The organism is Cellulomonas sp. (genome assembly GCF_017744555.1).
In the GTDB taxonomy this organism is placed as follows: Bacteria; Actinomycetota; Actinomycetes; order Actinomycetales; family Cellulomonadaceae; genus Cellulomonas.
Map to the genome: position 1 here is coordinate 1 of NZ_JAGIBD010000010.1, position 16483 is coordinate 16483.

The 16483-nt window shown below is 73.4% G+C and carries 13 protein-coding genes; 12 read left to right on the plus strand and 1 reads right to left on the minus strand.

The window, feature by feature from the left end:
- Together J7523_RS08470 and J7523_RS08475 are read left to right on the plus strand one after the other, a co-directional pair.
- The coding region (locus J7523_RS08470; protein ID WP_291884871.1) for a thiamine pyrophosphate-dependent enzyme at positions 1-1394 on the plus strand (1394 nt) is incomplete at its 5' end.
- 130 nt (positions 1395-1524) lie between these two features.
- Positions 1525-3168, plus strand: a complete 1644-nt coding sequence (locus tag J7523_RS08475) for a trypsin-like peptidase domain-containing protein (protein WP_291884875.1) — start codon at positions 1525-1527, stop codon at positions 3166-3168.
- A gap of 138 nt (positions 3169-3306) precedes the next feature.
- On the opposite strand, the gene J7523_RS08480 is transcribed toward J7523_RS08475, so the two are convergent.
- Positions 3307-4653: an isochorismate synthase gene (locus tag J7523_RS08480; RefSeq protein ID WP_291884878.1), complete on the minus strand. Its 1347-nt coding sequence runs from the start codon at positions 4651-4653 to the stop codon at positions 3307-3309.
- Positions 4654-4793: 140 nt separating this feature from the next.
- On the opposite strand from J7523_RS08480, the gene J7523_RS08485 reads away from it, so the two are divergent.
- The 10 genes from J7523_RS08485 to nuoH all read left to right on the plus strand — a co-directional run bounded on the left by J7523_RS08485 (position 4794) and on the right by nuoH (position 16365).
- The gene (locus J7523_RS08485) at positions 4794-5489 is read left to right on the plus strand and encodes a demethylmenaquinone methyltransferase (protein WP_291884881.1); all 696 of its coding nucleotides are present in this window, start codon (positions 4794-4796) and stop codon (positions 5487-5489) included.
- Positions 5490-5651: 162 nt separating this feature from the next.
- On the plus strand, positions 5652-6947 hold the full coding sequence (locus tag J7523_RS08490; protein ID WP_291884884.1) for a geranylgeranyl reductase family protein: 1296 nt from the start codon (positions 5652-5654) through the stop codon (positions 6945-6947).
- 46 nt (positions 6948-6993) lie between these two features.
- Positions 6994-7356, plus strand: a complete 363-nt coding sequence (locus J7523_RS08495) for an NADH-quinone oxidoreductase subunit A (RefSeq protein WP_291884889.1) — start codon at positions 6994-6996, stop codon at positions 7354-7356.
- 45 nt (positions 7357-7401) lie between these two features.
- On the plus strand, positions 7402-7953 hold the full coding sequence (locus J7523_RS08500; RefSeq protein WP_291884892.1) for an NADH-quinone oxidoreductase subunit B: 552 nt from the start codon (positions 7402-7404) through the stop codon (positions 7951-7953).
- Positions 7950-8744 (plus strand): NADH-quinone oxidoreductase subunit C, encoded by a 795-nt coding sequence (locus J7523_RS08505; protein ID WP_291884895.1) that lies wholly within the window; start codon positions 7950-7952, stop codon positions 8742-8744. The genes J7523_RS08500 and J7523_RS08505 overlap by 4 nt, the downstream gene beginning before the upstream one ends.
- A complete protein-coding gene (locus J7523_RS08510) occupies positions 8741-10090 on the plus strand; it encodes an NADH-quinone oxidoreductase subunit D (RefSeq protein ID WP_291884898.1) in 1350 nt (449 codons plus the stop codon). Before J7523_RS08505 ends, J7523_RS08510 begins: the two co-directional genes overlap by 4 nt.
- Positions 10090-11025 (plus strand): NADH-quinone oxidoreductase subunit NuoE, encoded by a 936-nt coding sequence (nuoE, locus tag J7523_RS08515; RefSeq protein ID WP_291884902.1) that lies wholly within the window; start codon positions 10090-10092, stop codon positions 11023-11025. Before J7523_RS08510 ends, nuoE begins: the two co-directional genes overlap by 1 nt.
- Positions 11025-12365 carry an NADH-quinone oxidoreductase subunit NuoF gene (gene nuoF, locus J7523_RS08520; protein WP_291884905.1) on the plus strand — a complete coding sequence of 447 codons (1341 nt, stop codon included), beginning with the start codon at positions 11025-11027 and terminating at the stop codon, positions 12363-12365. Before nuoE ends, nuoF begins: the two co-directional genes overlap by 1 nt.
- Positions 12362-15019, plus strand: a complete 2658-nt coding sequence (locus J7523_RS08525; RefSeq protein WP_291884908.1) for an NADH-quinone oxidoreductase subunit G — start codon at positions 12362-12364, stop codon at positions 15017-15019. Before nuoF ends, J7523_RS08525 begins: the two co-directional genes overlap by 4 nt.
- Positions 15016-16365 (plus strand): NADH-quinone oxidoreductase subunit NuoH, encoded by a 1350-nt coding sequence (gene nuoH / locus J7523_RS08530; protein WP_291884910.1) that lies wholly within the window; start codon positions 15016-15018, stop codon positions 16363-16365. Before J7523_RS08525 ends, nuoH begins: the two co-directional genes overlap by 4 nt.
- Positions 16366-16483 lie beyond the last annotated feature (118 nt).

Below are 16483 nucleotides of genomic sequence, written 5' to 3' on the forward strand. Positions count from 1 at the left end.
AGTCCCAGCCGTACGAGGCGATCGGACCCTCGGCATCCGAAGACGTCGAACCGTCGAAGCTGGCGACCAAGAACTGCGCCGACGACGTGAACGCGGCGACCGGCGCCGACCCGGGGCCCGTGCACCTCAACCTCGCGTTCCGCGAGCCGCTCGTCCCCGGCGACGAGCCGTGGCCGCCCGCCGGCACGTCCGGGCTGTCGCACGTGCACGGCCGCGGGCCGGCGTCCGGCGGGCCCGCGACGGGCGCCCTGCCGGCTGTCGTCGACCCGGCGCGCACGTCAGCGGACGCCGACGACCCCGCACCCACGCGGACCCGGCGCCGCGGCGTGCCGACCGTGCTGGTGGCGGGTGACGGCGCCGGACCGTGGGCCCGCCGCCTCGCCGAGGTGAACGGCTGGCCGCTGCTCGCCGAGCCGTCGTCGGGCGTGCGGGGTGGGGCGAACGCCATCGCGGCCTACCGGCTGCTGCTCGCCGACGAGCGGCTCGGCGGGGCGGTCCGCCGAGCGGTGGTCGTCGGGCGGCCGACCCTGTCGCGCCCGGTGCAGCGGCTGCTCGGGCGGGCGGACGTCGAGGTCGTCGTCCTCGCGCCCCGCGGCGCCGACTGGACCGACGCGGCCCGCAACGCCTCCGAGGTGCTGCTCGACGTGCCGCCCCGGATGCGTCAGGGCCGGATGGGCGCGCCCGAGGGGTGGCTCGAGCAGTGGCAGGCCGCCGACGCCGCGGCCGCGGCCGCGATCGACGAGGTCCTCGACGCCGGCGAGCACGGACCCCGCTCACGCAGCGGCCCGCGCGTCACCGGCCCCGCGCTCGCGCGCGCGGTCGCCCGGGTGAGCCTCCCGACGGACGCGCTCGTCGTGGGCTCGTCGAACCCGGTGCGCGACCTGGACCTCACGGCACGCTGGACGACCCCGCCGCTCGTGCTCGCGAACCGCGGCCTGGCCGGGATCGACGGCACGGTGTCGACCGCGGCGGGCGTCGCACTCGGGCTGCCGCACCGCCGGGTGCGCGCGCTGCTCGGGGACCTCACGTTCCTGCACGACGTCGGCGGCCTGCTGCGCGGCCCGCTGGAGCGCGTGGTGGACCTTCAGCTCGTCGTCGCGAACGACGACGGCGGGTCGATCTTCTCGACGCTCGAGCCGGGCGAGCCGTCGCGCGCCGAGCACTTCGAGCGGGTGTTCGGCACGCCGCACGGCGTGGACCTCGCGGCGCTGTGCGCGGCGTACGGCGTGCGGCACACGCGCGTCGGCGACGTCGACGGCCTGCTGCCCGCCCTCACGACGACGGGCCCCGGTCTCAGCCTCGTCGAGGTGCGTGTGGACCGGGCGGGCCGGCGCGAGCTGGGTGAGCGGCTGCAGGGCGCCGTCGCGTCGGCGGTGGACCGCGCGCTGTCCTGAGTCCCGTCTCGGCGAGCCGATGCGGGCTCGCCGGGACTCATGCAGAACTCGCAGGTGATTCCCAGGTTCCCTGAAGGCTCCCTCCAGCGCGCTCGGGTGTGATGGTCCACGACCAAGGAGGGCACCCACGATGACCAGCACCCCCGAGCACGGCCCGCAGCACCCGCAGGCGAACCCGACCCAGCCGATCCCGCCGGTCGAGGCGACGCAGCCGCTGCCGACCGCCCCGGTCGGCGCGACGCAGCCGCTTCCCGCGACCCCGGCACCGCAGCAGGCTCCCCAGCAGCCCGCGCAGCCGGTCGCGCAGGCGCAGCACCCGACCAACCCGTTCCAGCCGCCGCACCCCGCCGCGCCGGCGGACCAGCGCGCCGCCTACGAGGCCGCGCAGGACGCCCAGCGCCGCGCGGCGTACGCCCAGTGGGCCGCGGGCCAGCACCAGGCGCAGGGCCAGCCGCAGCACCCCCGCCAGCCCGGCCAGCCGGGCCACACCGGCGCGGCCTTCGGCCCGTACGCCGCCCCGACCGCCACGCAGCCGCGCAAGCGCAGCGTCTGGCTCCCCGTGACGGGTGCCGCGGCCGCCGCGGCGATCCTTGCGGCGGGCCTGACCGCGGGCGTGACGCACGCGCTCGCCGACGGCGACACCGCCAGCGGCTCGCACCCGGCGTCGCTCGCGACGATCGGCCAGTCCTCGAACGACGCGGTCCCGGTGTCGGGCTCGACGAACGACAACCCGGACTGGGAGGCGGTCTCGAAGGCCGTCGCCCCGGCGGTCGTCGCGATCGAGGTCACGACGGACCAGGGCGGCGCGCAGGGCTCGGGCGTCATCATCGACGACCATGGCCACGTCGTCACCAACAACCACGTGGTCGCCGGTGCGCAGGGCGACGTCCAGGTGACGCTCACGGACGGCCGCCTGTTCAAGGCGACGGTCGTCGGCACGGACCCGACCACGGACCTCGCGGTCATCAAGCTCACCGACCCGCCGTCGGACCTCAAGCCGGCCGCGCTCGGCGACTCGGCCAAGGTCGTCGTCGGTCAGCCCGTCATGGCGGTCGGCAACCCGCTCGGCCTGGCCAACACGGTCACGACCGGCATCGTGTCCGCGGTCGACCGTCCCGTGTCGACCACGGGCGAGAACGGCGGCGAGGCGACCGTGACGAACGCGATCCAGATCGACGCCGCGGTGAACCCCGGCAACTCGGGCGGTCCGCTGTTCGACGCGCAGGGCCGGGTCATCGGCATCAACTCGTCGATCGCGACGCTGTCGCAGCAGTCCGGCTCGATCGGCCTCGGCTTCGCGATCCCCGTCGACCTGGTGAAGAACATCGCGTCGCAGCTCGTCGACGACGGCTCGGCCGAGCACGCGTTCCTCGGCGTGAGCCTGACGGACGGCACGGCGACGGCCGACGGCGTGACGCGCCGTGGCGCGGTCGTCCAGGAGGTGACGGACGGCTCGCCCGCCGCCAAGGCCGGTGTGCAGGCCGACGACGTCATCGTCGCGATCGACGGCAAGCCGGTCGGCGGCGCGGAGTCGCTCACGGCCTACGTCCGGGCGCTCGCGTCCGGCGCGGAGGCGAAGCTGACGATCGTCCGCGACGGCAAGGCGAGCGACGTCGACGTGACGCTCGCCGTCAAGAAGGAGACCGCCCAGCAGGCGCCGCAGGGCCAGGGCCAGCAGGGTCAGCAGGGCCAGGACGGCGGCCCGAGCGGCCTGCCCGGCGGGCTCGACCCCGAGCAGCTCTGGAAGTGGTACCAGGAGCAGGGCCAGGGCTGATCCCCGACACCCGGTGACCGGTCCGCGCCCCGACGCGCCGACCGGTCACCGGGCTCGACCAGCGGCTCACATCCCCGGGCCGCACCCCGTCGGCGCCCGCTCCCCTTCGGGCACCGACACGCACCGCGCTCGGCCGGGTCAGCTGTCGCTGGCGTCCCGGCCGAGCGCGTGCCGCATGGGGACGAGCTTCGCCTCGGACTCCGCGAGCTCGGCGGCGGGGTCGGACGCGGCGACGATGCCGCAGCCGGCGAACAGCCGGACCTGGCGCGGGTCGTCCGGGTCGAGCTGGGCGGAGCGCAGCGCGATGCCCCACTCGCCGTCGCCGTCGGCCCCGAACCAGCCCACGGGGCCGGCGTAGCGGCCACGGTCCATGCCCTCGACGCGGCGGATGAGCTCGCGGGCGGCCTGCGTGGGCGTGCCGCACACGGCGGCGGTCGGGTGGAGCGCGGCGGCGAGCGCGAGCGACGACGGGTGCGCGGCGGTGCCGCCCGGCGCCGCGAGCACACCCGTGACGTCGGACGCGAGGTGGAGCACGTTCGGCAGGTGCAGGACGAACGGCACGTCGGGCACGTTGGTCGACGAGCAGAACGGCTCGAGCGCGCGCGCGACGGACTGCACCGCGTACTCGTGCTCCTCGAGGTCCTTCGACGAGTGGGCGAGGATCGCCGCGTGCGCGACGTCGGCGTCGTCGTCGCCGGTCCGGCGGATCGTGCCCGCGAGCACGCGCGACGTGACGAGGCCCTTCTCGGACCGGACGAGCAGCTCCGGGGTCGCACCGACCAGGCCGTCGACGCTGAACGTCCAGCACGAGGGGTAGCGCTCCGCGAGCCGGTCGAGCGCCCACCGCACGTCGAGGGGGTGCTCGGTCCGGGCGTGCACGTCGCGCGCCAGGACGACCTTGTCGACCTCGCCGGCCTTGATGGCCGCGATGCCCTGCGCGACGACGTCGCGCCACCCGTCCGCGCTCACGGCGCCGTCGCCGTAGACGACGTCGCCGGGGTCGATCGGCGGGACGCGCGGACCGACGACGTCGGCGAGCGTCGGGGCGGGCGACAGGTGGGCGCCCGACGTGATGGTCGTGAGCCACGACCGCCCGCCGCGCCGGCCGACCACGACGCGCGGCACGACGACGACCCCGCCGACGGGCGACGTCTCGTCGAACGCGAACGACCCGAACGCCACGGGCCCGGTGCCGGGCACGCGCACCTCGTCGCGCACGACCGCGTGCCGCAGCACGTCCTGCCAGGCGCGCTCGGCGGCGGCGAACCGGTGGGGGCCGGACACGGGGATCCGGAGCGTCTCGCCCCAGGCGACGAGGCCGTCGCCGCGACGCACCCAGGCGAGGGGCGCGTCGGACGGCAGGAGGTCGAGAAGATCGGCCGGGTCGGGCGCACCCTGGCCGCCCGCGAGGTCGTCGAGCGCGACCGTCCGGACCACCAGAGGCTGCGGGACCGCGTCCGTGGGGGCGGAGGTCAGCGAGCTCATCGCTTCCAGCGTATGCCTCGCGCCGGGTGCCGCCCGCCGGGCGGGGTGTGGCGTGCACGACGTCCTCAGCACGCTCACAGGGACGTCACCCGTCCGCGCGCCCGTGCGGCGGGGGAGCGGGACCTGCGACGATGGGCCCCATGCCCCGTGCCGACCTGGACAAGGAACCCCACGACGTCGCGAAGATGTTCGACGCCGTCGCGCCGCGCTACGACCGCACCAACGACGTGATCTCGCTCGGCCAGGACCGCGCGTGGCGCAAGGCGACGCTCGCCGCGCTCGACGCGCGCCCGGGCGAGACGGTGCTCGACCTGGCCGCCGGGACGGGCACGTCGACCGAGCCGCTGGCCGACAAGGGCGTGCGCGCGATCCCGTGCGACCTGTCCCTCGGCATGCTGGGCGTCGGCAAGGAGCGCCGTCCTGACCTGCCGTTCGTGGCGGGCGACGCGCTGCACCTGCCGTTCGCGGACGAGTCGTTCGACGCGGTGACGATGTCGTTCGGCCTGCGCAACGTCACCGACGTGCGGCGCGCGCTCGAGGAGCTGCTGCGCGTGACGAAGCCGGGCGGGCGCCTCGTGGTGTGCGAGTTCTCGCGCCCGACGTTCAAGCCGTTCCGGATGGTCTACACGAACTACCTCATGAGGGCGCTGCCGCCGGTGGCCCGCGCGGTGTCCAAGGAGCCGGAGGCGTACGTGTACCTCGCGGAGTCGATCCGGGAGTGGCCGGACCAGCACCAGCTGGGTCTGCAGATCAAGGCGGTCGGCTGGACGCACGTCGCGTACCGGAATCTCACGGGCGGCGTGGTCGCACTGCACCGGGGCACCAAGCCGGCCTGACGCGCGGGCCGCACATGCTGTGAAGAGATCGTGAACCGCGAGATCACGGGCCGTGCGGCAGGCTCGGGTCGCGGGTAAGGATTGCCTTCGCAGACATGCTCAGTGACCGTGATTACACTCGCCCAGAGCCGCACGTGAACAACGTCACAAGTGGAGCCGACCGTGGAAAACCCGACGACCGATGACGCCGACGTCATCGTCGTGGGCGCGGGCCCCGCAGGGTCCTCTGCCGCGTTCCACTGCGCCTCGGCGGGCCTCGACGTGCTGCTCCTGGAGAAGGCGTCGTTCCCGCGCGACAAGATCTGCGGCGACGGCCTGACGCCCCGCGCGGTCGCCGAGCTCGTCCGCATGGGCGTGCCGATCCGCGAGCAGGACGGCTGGATCCGCAACCGGGGCCTGCGGGTCCTGGGCGGCGGCCACCGGCTCGAGCTGCCGTGGCCCGAGCTGTCGAGCTATCCGTCGTACGGCCTGGCGAAGGCCCGCACGTCGTTCGACCACACGCTCGCGTCGCACGCTCGTGCGGCGGGCGCCAAGCTGCTCGAGCACACCAACGTCACGGGCCCGGTGCGCGACGAGCGCACGGGACGCGTCGTCGGCGTCACGGCCCGGCCGGTGGACGACGACGGTCGCCGCGCAGGCGACGAGGTCACCTACCGCGCGCCCGTCGTGATCGCGGCCGACGGCGTGTCCGCCCGGCTGGCCACGGGGATGGGCCTGCAGAAGCGCGACGACCGTCCCATGGGCGTCGCGGTCCGCACGTACTTCCGCTCGCCGCGGCACGACGACCCGTGGATGGAGAGCCACCTGGAGCTGTGGGACGGCGAGCCCGGCCGCAGCAACCTCATGCCGGGGTACGGCTGGATCTTCTCGCTGGGCGACGGCACCGTGAACGTCGGCCTGGGCTCGGTGAGCTCGACGGCCGCCGCGACCAAGGTCGACTACAAGTCGCTGTTCGCCGCGTGGATGCGCAACGCCCCCGCCGAGTGGCAGTTCACCGACGACAACCAGCTCGGACCGGTGCGCGGCGCCGCGCTCCCGATGGGGTTCAACCGCGGTCCCCTGTACGGCAACGGGCTCATGCTCGCGGGCGACAGCGCGGGGATGGTGAGCCCGTTCAACGGCGAGGGCATCGCGTACGGCCTGCAGGCCGGCCGGGTCGCCGCCGACGCGATCAGCCAGGGCCTCGCACGCGGGACGGCCGCGGGACGCGAGCGGGCGTTCGCGACCTACCAGCGCCGCATGAAGGACGACCTCGGCGGCTACTACACGCTCGGCCGCCAGTTCGTGAAGATCATCGAGCACCCGCAGGTCATGCGGCTCCTCACCAAGCACGGGCTGCCGAGACCGCTGATCATGCGGTTCGTGCTCAAGCTCCTGTCCGACTGTTACGAACCGCGCGGCGGGGACGCGATCGACCGGGTCATCGCCGGCCTGTCCCGTATCGCCCCCGACGCCTGACCCACCTGGCCCTCCGGCCACCTCGACGAAGAGGAGATGACGCGCGATGACGAACCCGTACGTGCCGCTGCTCGTGCTGATGGGCATCGCCGCCGTGCTCGCTCTCGGCGGGGTCGGCGCGAGCGCGCTCATCGGCCCGAAGCGGTACAACCGCGCGAAGCTCGAGGCCTACGAGTGCGGCATCCAGCCGACGCCGCACGCCGTCGGCGGCGGCCGGTTCCCGATCAAGTACTACCTGGTCGCGATGACGTTCATCGTCTTCGACATCGAGGTCGTCTTCCTCTACCCGTGGGCCGTGAGCTTCGCCGACCTGGCGGTGTTCGGGCTCGTCGCGATGCTCGGGTTCCTGGTGCTCATCACGGTGCCGTTCGTCTACGAGTGGCGGCGGGGTGGCTTCGAGTGGGACTGAGGTCGACGAGCACACGCACCGGCCGCGCACGAGGGGAGGACTGACATGGGGATCGAGGAAGCACCCTCGGGTTTCCTGCTGACGACGATCGAGGACCTGGTCGGCTACTTCCGCAAGGGTTCGCTGTGGCCGGTCACGTTCGGCCTGGCGTGCTGCGCGATCGAGATGATGGCCGCCGGCGCGCCGCGGTACGACCTGTCGCGGTTCGGCATGGAGGTCTTTCGCGCGTCGCCGCGTCAGGCCGACCTGATGATCGTGGCCGGCCGGGTGAGCCAGAAGATGGCCCCCGTCGTCCGCCAGGTCTACGACCAGATGTCCGAGCCCAAGTGGGTCCTGTCGATGGGCGTCTGCGCGAGCAGCGGCGGCATGTTCAACAACTACGCGATCGTGCAGGGCGTCGACCACGTCGTCCCGGTCGACATCTACCTGCCCGGCTGCCCGCCGCGGCCCGAGATGCTCATCAACGCGATCCTCGCGCTGCACGACCAGATCCAGAACAGCCCGCTGGGCGTGAACCGGGCCGAGGCGGCCGCGGCGGCGGAGGCAGCCGCGCTCGAGGCCACGCCGACGTCGCACATGACGGGGCTGCTGCGATGAGCGAGGACAAGGACCTGAAGAAGGACGCCGCGGACGCGGTCAAGCCGGGCGAGGCCACGACGGGCGCCCAGCGGACGACGGCGACCGCGCTCGAGGCCGGCGGCCAGCACGTCCCGGCGGCGCGCACGCCCCTGGAGGTCGTCGACGTCCGCAGCGGCATGTTCGGCGCGCACGGCACGGGCGACACGTCGGGCTTCGGCGGGCTCGTCGTCCCCGTGGTGCTGCCCGGGCCGAGCGAGCGGCCGTACGGCGGCTGGTTCGACGAGGTCGTCGACGTGCTCGCCGAGGTGCTCGACGAGAACGGCACGGGCTTCGCGGCGGCCGTCGAGTCGGTCGTCGTCGACCGCGAGGAGCTCACGCTGCACGTCGCACGCGAGCACGTGGTGGCCGTCGCCCAGGCGCTGCGTGACGACCCCGACCTGCGGTTCGAGCTGAGCCTCGGCGTCAGCGGCGTGCACTACCCCCACGAGACCGGCAAGGAGCTGCACGCCGTCTACCACGTGGTCTCGGTGACGCACGGCCGCCGGCTGAGGTTCGAGGTCACGGCTCCCGACGGCGACCCGCACATCCCGTCGACCACGTCGGTGTACCCGGCGAACGACTGGCACGAGCGCGAGGTGTTCGACTTCTTCGGGCTCGTGTTCGACGGCCACCCCGGTCTGGCACGCATCGAGATGCCCGACGACTGGCCGGGTCACCCGCAGCGCAAGGACTACCCCCTCGGCGGCATCCCGGTCGAGTACAAGGGCGCCACCGTGCCGCCCCCGGACCAGCGGAGGTCCTACTCATGAGCACCACCACCCCCCACGCCACGCGTCCGGTGCACGACGACGAGACGACGGGCGTCCCGATGTTCGAGGCGTCCGGCGGCGACTGGTCGGACATCGCCGAGGAGGCGGCCCGGCTCGGCGAGGAGCGCATCGTCGTCAACATGGGCCCGCAGCACCCGTCGACGCACGGCGTGCTCCGGCTCATGCTCGAGATCGACGGCGAGACGGTGACCGAGGCCCGCGCGGGCATCGGCTACCTGCACACCGGCATCGAGAAGAACATGGAGTTCCGCACCTGGACCCAGGGCGTGACGTTCTGCACCCGCATGGACTACGTCGCGCCGCTGTTCCAGGAGGCGGCGTACTGCCTCGCCGTCGAGAAGCTGCTCGGCATCACGGACGACGTCCCCGAGCGTGCGAGCGTCATTCGGGTGCTGCTCATGGAGCTCAACCGCATCACGTCGCACCTGGTGTGCCTGGCGACGGGCGGCAACGAGCTCGGCGCGACGACGATCATGACCGTGGGCTTCACGGCCCGCGAGGAGATCCTCAAGGTCTTCGAGCTCATCACGGGCCTGCGCATGAACCACGCGTTCATCCGCCCCGGCGGCGTCGCCCAGGACATCCCTCCCGGGTCGATCGACACGATCCGGGAGGCCCTCGCCTCGGTGCGGCACTACCTGCGCCAGCTCGAGGACCTCATGCTGGCCAACCCGATCCTGCACCTGCGCCTCAAGAACGTCGGGTACCTCGGGCTGTCGGGCTGCATGGCGCTCGGCATCACCGGCCCGGTGCTGCGCTCGGCGGGCCTGCCGTACGACGTGCGCAAGGCCGCGCCGTACTGCGGGTACGAGACGTACGACTTCGAGGTCCCGGTGTCGCAGGAGGCCGACTCGTGGTCGCGCGTCGTGCTGCGGCTCGAGGAGTGCTACCAGTCCATGCACATCGTCGAGCAGACGCTCGAACGCCTGCAGCGGACGGCGGGCCAGCCGGTCATGGTGGCCGACAAGAAGGTCGCGTGGCCCGCGCAGCTCGCGATCGGCGCGGACGGCATGGGCAACTCGCTCGACCACATCCGCGAGATCATGGGCACGTCCATGGAGGCCCTGATCCACCACTTCAAGCTGGTGACGGAGGGCTTCCGGGTGCCGGCCGGCCAGGTGTTCCAGTCGGTGGAGCACCCGCGCGGCGAGCTCGGTGTGCACCTCGTGTCGGACGGCGGCACGCGCCCCTACCGTGCGCACTTCCGGGACCCGTCGTTCAACAACCTGCAGGCCACGTCGATCATGTGCGAGGGCGGGCAGGTGGCCGACGTCGTCGTCGCCGTCGCGTCGCTCGACCCGGTGCTGGGAGGGGTGGACCGCTGATGTCGGTCGAGCAGGTTCCGGAGGCCCGCACGCCCGGGCAGACCCACCGGACGGGGTACGACGACGAGACGCGCGCGCGGCTGGCCGCCGACGCGGCGCAGATCCGCGCGCGCTACCCGCAGGAGCGGTCGGCGCTGCTCCCGATGCTGCACCTCGTGCAGTCGGAGGACGGCTACGTCAGCCCGCGCGGCATCGCGTTCTGCGCCGCCGAGCTGGGCCTGACGACCGCCGAGGTGTCGGCCGTCGCGACGTTCTACACGCAGTACAAGCGCCACCCCAACGGCACGTACACGGTCGGTGTCTGCACCAACACGCTGTGCGCGATCATGGGCGGCGACGCCATCTGGGAGGAGCTGTCCGACCACCTGGGCGTCGGGCACGACGAGACGACCGACGACGGCGCGATCACGCTCGAGCGCGTCGAGTGCAACGCCGCGTGCGACTACGCGCCGGTCGTGATGGTCAACTGGGAGTTCTTCGACAACCAGACGCCCGACTCCGCCGTCGCGCTCGCCGACGAGCTCCAGGCGGGCCGGCCCGTGACGCCCACGCGCGGCGCGGACAGCGTGTGCACGTTCAAGGAGATGTCCCGCGTGCTCGCGGGATTCGGCGACGGCCGTGCCGACGAGGGCGTCGGGGCGGGCGAGCCGACGCTGCGCGGCATCGCGCTGGCGCGTCAGGAAGGCTGGGAGGCGCCGCCGTTCCCCGGCGGTGCCGAGGCGGGCAAGCCCGTCGCGGAGCGCCCGGTCGCCTCGGAGGCGTCGACCACGACGCCCGCGCGCGGGACGCGCACGACGAAGGCGGTGGGCGGCTCGCACGCGCCGAAGCCGGGCGCCGAGCAGTCGAGCGCCGAGCGGCCGGCGACGACCGCGGGTGACGTGTCGCCCGAGCAGCAGCAGACCAAGCAGCAGTCCGACGACGCGAAGGAGTCGTGATGGCGACGACCCTGACCCCCGTCCTCACGGACATCTGGGACAAGGACCGGTCCTGGACGCTTCGCACCTACGAGGCGAACGGCGGCTACCGGGGGCTGCGCCGCGCGCTGGCGATGCAGGCCGGCGACGTCGTCACGATGGTCAAGGACTCCGGCCTGCGCGGTCGTGGCGGCGCCGGCTTCCCGACGGGCATGAAGTGGGGCTTCCTGCCCGCGCCGGACGGCGGCCCGCGCTACCTCGTCGTCAACGCCGACGAGTCCGAGCCGGGGACCTGCAAGGACATCCCGCTCATGATAGCCAGCCCGCAGCACCTCATCGAGGGCATGATCATCACGTCCTACGCGATCGGCTGCCGGCACGCGTTCGTCTACGTGCGCGGCGAGGTGCTGCACGTGTACCGCCGCCTGCTGAAGTCCATCGAGGAGGCGTACGCGGCCGGGTACCTCGGCACGAACATCCTCGGCTCGGGCTTCGACCTCGACATCACGCTGCACTCCGGTGCGGGCGCGTACATCTGCGGCGAGGAGACCGCGCTGCTCGACTCGCTCGAGGGCCTGCGCGGCCAGCCGCGGCTCAAGCCCCCGTTCCCCGCCGTCGCGGGCCTGTACGCGCGGCCGACCGTCGTGAACAACGTCGAGTCGATCGCGTCGGTGCCCGGCATCGTCGTCGGCGGTGCCGACTGGTTCAAGCAGATGGGCACCGAGCGGTCCACCGGCCACGGCCTGTTCAGCCTGTCCGGCCACGTGACGCGTCCCGGCCAGTACGAGGCGCCGCTCGGCATCACGCTGCGCGAGCTGCTCGACATGGCGGGCGGCATCCGCGAGGGGCACGAGCTGAAGTTCTGGACGCCGGGCGGCTCGTCGACGCCGATCTTCACGGCCGAGCACCTCGACGTCCCGCTCGACTACGAGTCGGTCGGCGCCGCCGGGTCCATGCTCGGCACGCGCGCGCTGCAGATCTTCGACGAGACCACGTCGGTGGTCCGTGCGGTCACGCGGTGGACCGAGTTCTACAAGCACGAGTCGTGCGGCAAGTGCACGCCGTGCCGCGAGGGCACGTACTGGCTGCTCCAGGTGCTGCAGCGGCTCGAGGCCGGTCGCGGCACGAGCGCCGACATCGACCTGCTGCTCGACCTCTGCGACAACATCCTCGGCCGCGCGTTCTGCGCGCTCGGCGACGGCGCGACGAGCCCGATCACGTCGGCCATCCAGTACTTCCGGGACGAGTTCGAGGCGGGCACCCACACGCCCGCCGACGTGCTCTTCCCGCCCGAGCGCAGCTCGTTGTTCGCCTACACGCCGCGCCGCAGCGGCGCGCAGCTCGCGGGGGTCCACGCATGACCATCACGTCGCCCCAGCCGGCCACCTCCACGCCGCTCGTCCCCGCGGCGCCGGTCGAGCCGCGGCCCGAGGTCACCGACGCGGTGACGTTCAGCATCGACGGCATCGAGACGTCCGTGGCCAAGGGCACGCTCGTCATCCGCGCCGCCGAGCAGCTGGGCATCCAGATCCCCCGGTTCTGCGACCACCCGCTGCTGGCCCCGGCCGGCGCGTGCCGCCAGTGCCTCGTCGAGGTCTGGGCACCGGGCCGCGACGGCAAGCTCGCCAAGATGCCCAAGCCGCAGGCGTCCTGCACGCTCGAGGCCACCCCAGGCATGGAGGTGCGCACGCAGCACACGTCCGCGGAGGCCGACAAGGCCCAGCACGGCGTCATGGAGCTGCTGCTCGTCAACCACCCGCTCGACTGCCCGGTGTGCGACAAGGGCGGCGAGTGCCCGCTGCAGAACCAGGCCATGTCGAACGGCCGCGCGACCAGCCGGTTCGTCGACGTCAAGCGCACGTTCCCCAAGCCGATCTCGATCTCGACGCAGATCCTGCTCGACCGCGAGCGGTGCGTGCTGTGCCAGCGCTGCACGCGGTTCTCCGAGGAGGTCGCAGGCGACGTCTGGATCGACCTGCAGAAGCGCGGCGCGCACCAGCAGATCGGCACGTTCGACACCGACGTGCTCGGCTTCGCGGGGGAGACCCCGGTCGGCGCGGCGACGCAGGACACGGCCGGCCGCCCGTTCGCGTCGTACTTCTCCGGGAACACCGTGCAGATCTGCCCGGTCGGCGCCCTCACGAGCGCCGCGTACCGGTTCCGGTCCCGCCCGTTCGACCTGGTGTCGACCCCGAGCATCGCGGAGCACGACTCGCAGGGCTCGGCGATCCGGGTCGACCACCGGCGCGGCGTCGTGCTGCGCCGCCTCGCGGGCGACGACCCCACGGTCAACCAGGAGTGGATCACCGACAAGGACCGCTTCGCGTTCGCGTGGCAGTCCGCGCCGGACCGCATCCGCACGCCCCTCGTCCGCGCGCGCAACGCCGACGGCACGCGCGGGGAGCTCGAGCCCGCCAGCTGGGTCGAGGCCCTGGACGTCGCGGCCGCGGGGCTGCTCGCCGCGCAGGCGCCCGTCGACCCGCGCGAGGAGGCCGTCGGCGTCGCGGTGCTGGCCGGTGGCCGGCTCACGCTGGAGGACGCGTACGCGTACTCCAAGCTCGCGCGCGTCGCGCTCGACACCAACGACGTCGACGGGCGTGCGCGCCCGCACTCGGCCGAGGAGGAGGCCTTCCTCGGCCACCACGTCGCGGGCCGCACGCTCGAGGTGACGTTCGCCGACCTCGACCGGGCCCCAGCGGTGCTGCTCGTCGGCCTCGAGGCCGAGGAGGAGGCGGGGATCGCGTTCCTGCGGCTGCGCACCGCGGTCGTCAAGAAGCGGACGCGCGTGCTGTCCGTCGCCGCGCTCGAGAGCCGTGGCTTGCAGCGGCTGTCCGGCACGCTGCTCGCGGCGGCGCCGGGCACGGAGGCGGAGGTGCTCGACGGCATCGTCGCCGGTGCGTCTGACGACGTGCTCGCGGACGCCGCCGACGCGCTCGGGGCCGACGGCGCCGTGATCCTGGTCGGCGAGCGGCTCGCCGCCGTGGCGGGCGGGTTCTCCGCCGCGCTGCGGCTCGCCGCCCGCACCGGTGCCCGCCTCGCGTGGGTGCCGCGCCGGGTGGGTGAGCGGTCCGCCGTCGAGGTGGGCCTGCTGCCGACGCTGCTGCCCGGCGGCCGCCCGGTCGCCGACTCCGCCGCGCGCGTCGACGTCGCCGCGGTCTGGGGCGTCGAGCACCTGCCGGAGACCCCGGGACGGTCGACGGGCGAGATCCTCGCCGACGCCGCGGCCGGTCGCCTCGGCGGACTCGTGGTCGGCGGCCTGGAGCTCGCGGACCTGCCCGACCCCGCGCTCGCGCGGGCCGCGCTCGACCGCGTGCCGTTCGTCGTCTCGCTCGAGGTCCGCCGCTCGGAGGTCACCGACCGCGCGGACGTCGTCTTCCCGGTCGCGCCGCCCGTCGAGAAGGGCGGCACGTTCGTCACGTGGGAGGGGCGGCCGCGGCCGTTCCCGCAGGCGCTCGTCTCGCACGAGCTCGCCGACCATCGTGTGCTCGACCGGCTGGCCGACGCGCTCGGTGTCGAGCTCGGGCTCGGGTCGCTCGCGGCCGTGCACGCCGAGCTCGACCAGCTCGGCGGCTGGGACGGAGCCCGCATCGCGGCGCCCGCGGTCGACGCCCCCGAGCCGCCCGCCGTGGAGCCCGGGCACGCGGTCCTCGCGACGTGGCACCAGCTGCTCGACGCGGGCCGGCTGCAGTCCGGCGAGCCGTTCCTCGCGGGCACCGCGAAGCGGCCCGTCGCGCGCCTGTCCGCCGGCACGGCCGAACAGCTCGGGCTGCGCGACGGCGACCGCGTGGCGGTGTCGACCGACGCCGGGACCATCACGCTGCCCGCGGTCCTCACGGACATGCCCGACCTCGTGGTCTGGCTCCCGACGAACTCGGTCGGCAGCCACGTGCGTGACGTGCTGCACGCGGACGCCGGGGACCTGGTGCGGATCGCCGCCGCGCCGCACGAGGTCGCCACCGCGGGGACCAGCGACGAGGACGATGCACCTGGTCGTGACGAGGAGGTCGGGGCATGAGGCACCTGCTGTTCGCCGAGAGCGGCGCCGTCGCACCCGTGACGGCCGACTTCAGCGACGACACGTGGTGGATCTGGGTCATCAAGGCCGTCGGCATCATCGTGTTCCTGCTGACGAGCGTGCTCATCGCCATCTGGTTCGAGCGCAAGGTCGTCGCCCGCATGCAGGTCCGCCCCGGACCCAACGTGCACGGCCCGTTCGGCCTCCTGCAGTCGCTCGCCGACGCGATGAAGCTCCTGGTCAAGGAGGACGTCACGGTCAAGGCGGCCGACAAGCTCGTCTACATCGTCGCGCCGATGATCGCGGTGTTCTGCTCGCTGCTCACGTTCGCGGTCATCCCGCTCGGGCCGGCCGTCGACATGTTCGGGCACGTCACGCCCCTGCAGCTGACGGACTTCCCGGTCGCGGTGCTCTACATCCTCGCGTGCGCGTCGGTCGGCGTGTACGGCATCGTGCTCGGCGGCTGGTCGTCGAACTCGACGTACCCGCTGCTGGGCGGGGTGCGCTCCACGGCGCAGGTCATCTCGTACGAGCTCGCGATGGGCCTGTCGCTGGTCAGCGTGTTCATCCTGGCCGGGTCGATGTCGACGTCGCAGATCGTGGACTCCCAGACGCAGGTCTGGTGGTTCCTGCCGCTGCTGCCCGCGTTCGTCATCTATCTCATGTCGATGGTCGGCGAGACGAACCGGCTCCCGTTCGACCTCCCCGAGGCCGAGGGCGAGCTCGTCTCCGGGTACATGACCGAGTACTCGTCGATGAAGTTCGCGTGGTTCTTCCTCGCCGAGTACATCAACATGCTCAACGTCTCGGCGGTCGCGACCACGCTGTTCTTCGGCGGCTGGCGGGCGCCGTTCATCCCGGCGGACAGCTTCCTGCAGACCGGCTGGTGGCCGGTGCTGTGGTTCCTCGCGAAGCTCTGGTTCTTCATGTTCCTGTTCGTCTGGATCCGTGGGTCGGTGCTCCGCTTCCGGTACGACCAGTTCATGCGGCTCGGGTGGAAGGTGCTCATCCCGGCCGCACTCGTCTGGGTCGTGTGCGTCGCGGTCGTGCAGGGCGTGCGCCAGTTCTCCGGGCTGGACCTGCGGACCACGCTGTTCGTGCTCGCGGGAGTCGTGCTGCTCGGCCTGCTCGTGTCGTTCGCGATCCCCGAGAAGAAGACGCCGGCCGGCCCGAAGCGGCCACCCGGGCCCGAGGTCATCGATCCGTTCGCGGGCGGCTACCCCGTGCCCCCGCTGCCCGGGCAGGTGCTGCCGCCGTCGCCGCGCAAGCAGCGCCAGGCCGCTTCCGCGGCCTCGAGCCCGACGACCGACGTCCCCCAGGTCACCCAGGAGGTGCACGGTGGCTGACAAGCCGAAGCCCGCCCGCAAGGCTGCGCCCACGGGCAAGCCCGCCGGCCAGCAGGCCCGCAAGCCCGCAGCCGCCGGCCAGCCGTCGAAGGCCGTCGCCGCTCGCCCGAAGGGCGGC

Excerpts from the sequence above, each read along its gene's own strand:
- J7523_RS08475 (WP_291884875.1), top strand. The coding sequence starts at position 1,525 with ATGACCAGCACCCCCGAGCACGGCCCGCAGCACCCGCAGGCGAACCCG.
- J7523_RS08480 (WP_291884878.1), bottom strand. The coding sequence starts at position 4,653 with ATGAGCTCGCTGACCTCCGCCCCCACGGACGCGGTCCCGCAGCCTCTG.
- J7523_RS08485 (WP_291884881.1), top strand. The coding sequence starts at position 4,794 with ATGCCCCGTGCCGACCTGGACAAGGAACCCCACGACGTCGCGAAGATG.
- J7523_RS08495 (WP_291884889.1), top strand. The coding sequence starts at position 6,994 with ATGACGAACCCGTACGTGCCGCTGCTCGTGCTGATGGGCATCGCCGCC.
- J7523_RS08500 (WP_291884892.1), top strand. The coding sequence starts at position 7,402 with ATGGGGATCGAGGAAGCACCCTCGGGTTTCCTGCTGACGACGATCGAG.
- J7523_RS08505 (WP_291884895.1), top strand. The coding sequence starts at position 7,950 with ATGAGCGAGGACAAGGACCTGAAGAAGGACGCCGCGGACGCGGTCAAG.
- J7523_RS08510 (WP_291884898.1), top strand. The coding sequence starts at position 8,741 with ATGAGCACCACCACCCCCCACGCCACGCGTCCGGTGCACGACGACGAG.
- nuoE (WP_291884902.1), top strand. The coding sequence starts at position 10,090 with ATGTCGGTCGAGCAGGTTCCGGAGGCCCGCACGCCCGGGCAGACCCAC.
- nuoF (WP_291884905.1), top strand. The coding sequence starts at position 11,025 with ATGGCGACGACCCTGACCCCCGTCCTCACGGACATCTGGGACAAGGAC.
- J7523_RS08525 (WP_291884908.1), top strand. The coding sequence starts at position 12,362 with ATGACCATCACGTCGCCCCAGCCGGCCACCTCCACGCCGCTCGTCCCC.
- nuoH (WP_291884910.1), top strand. The coding sequence starts at position 15,016 with ATGAGGCACCTGCTGTTCGCCGAGAGCGGCGCCGTCGCACCCGTGACG.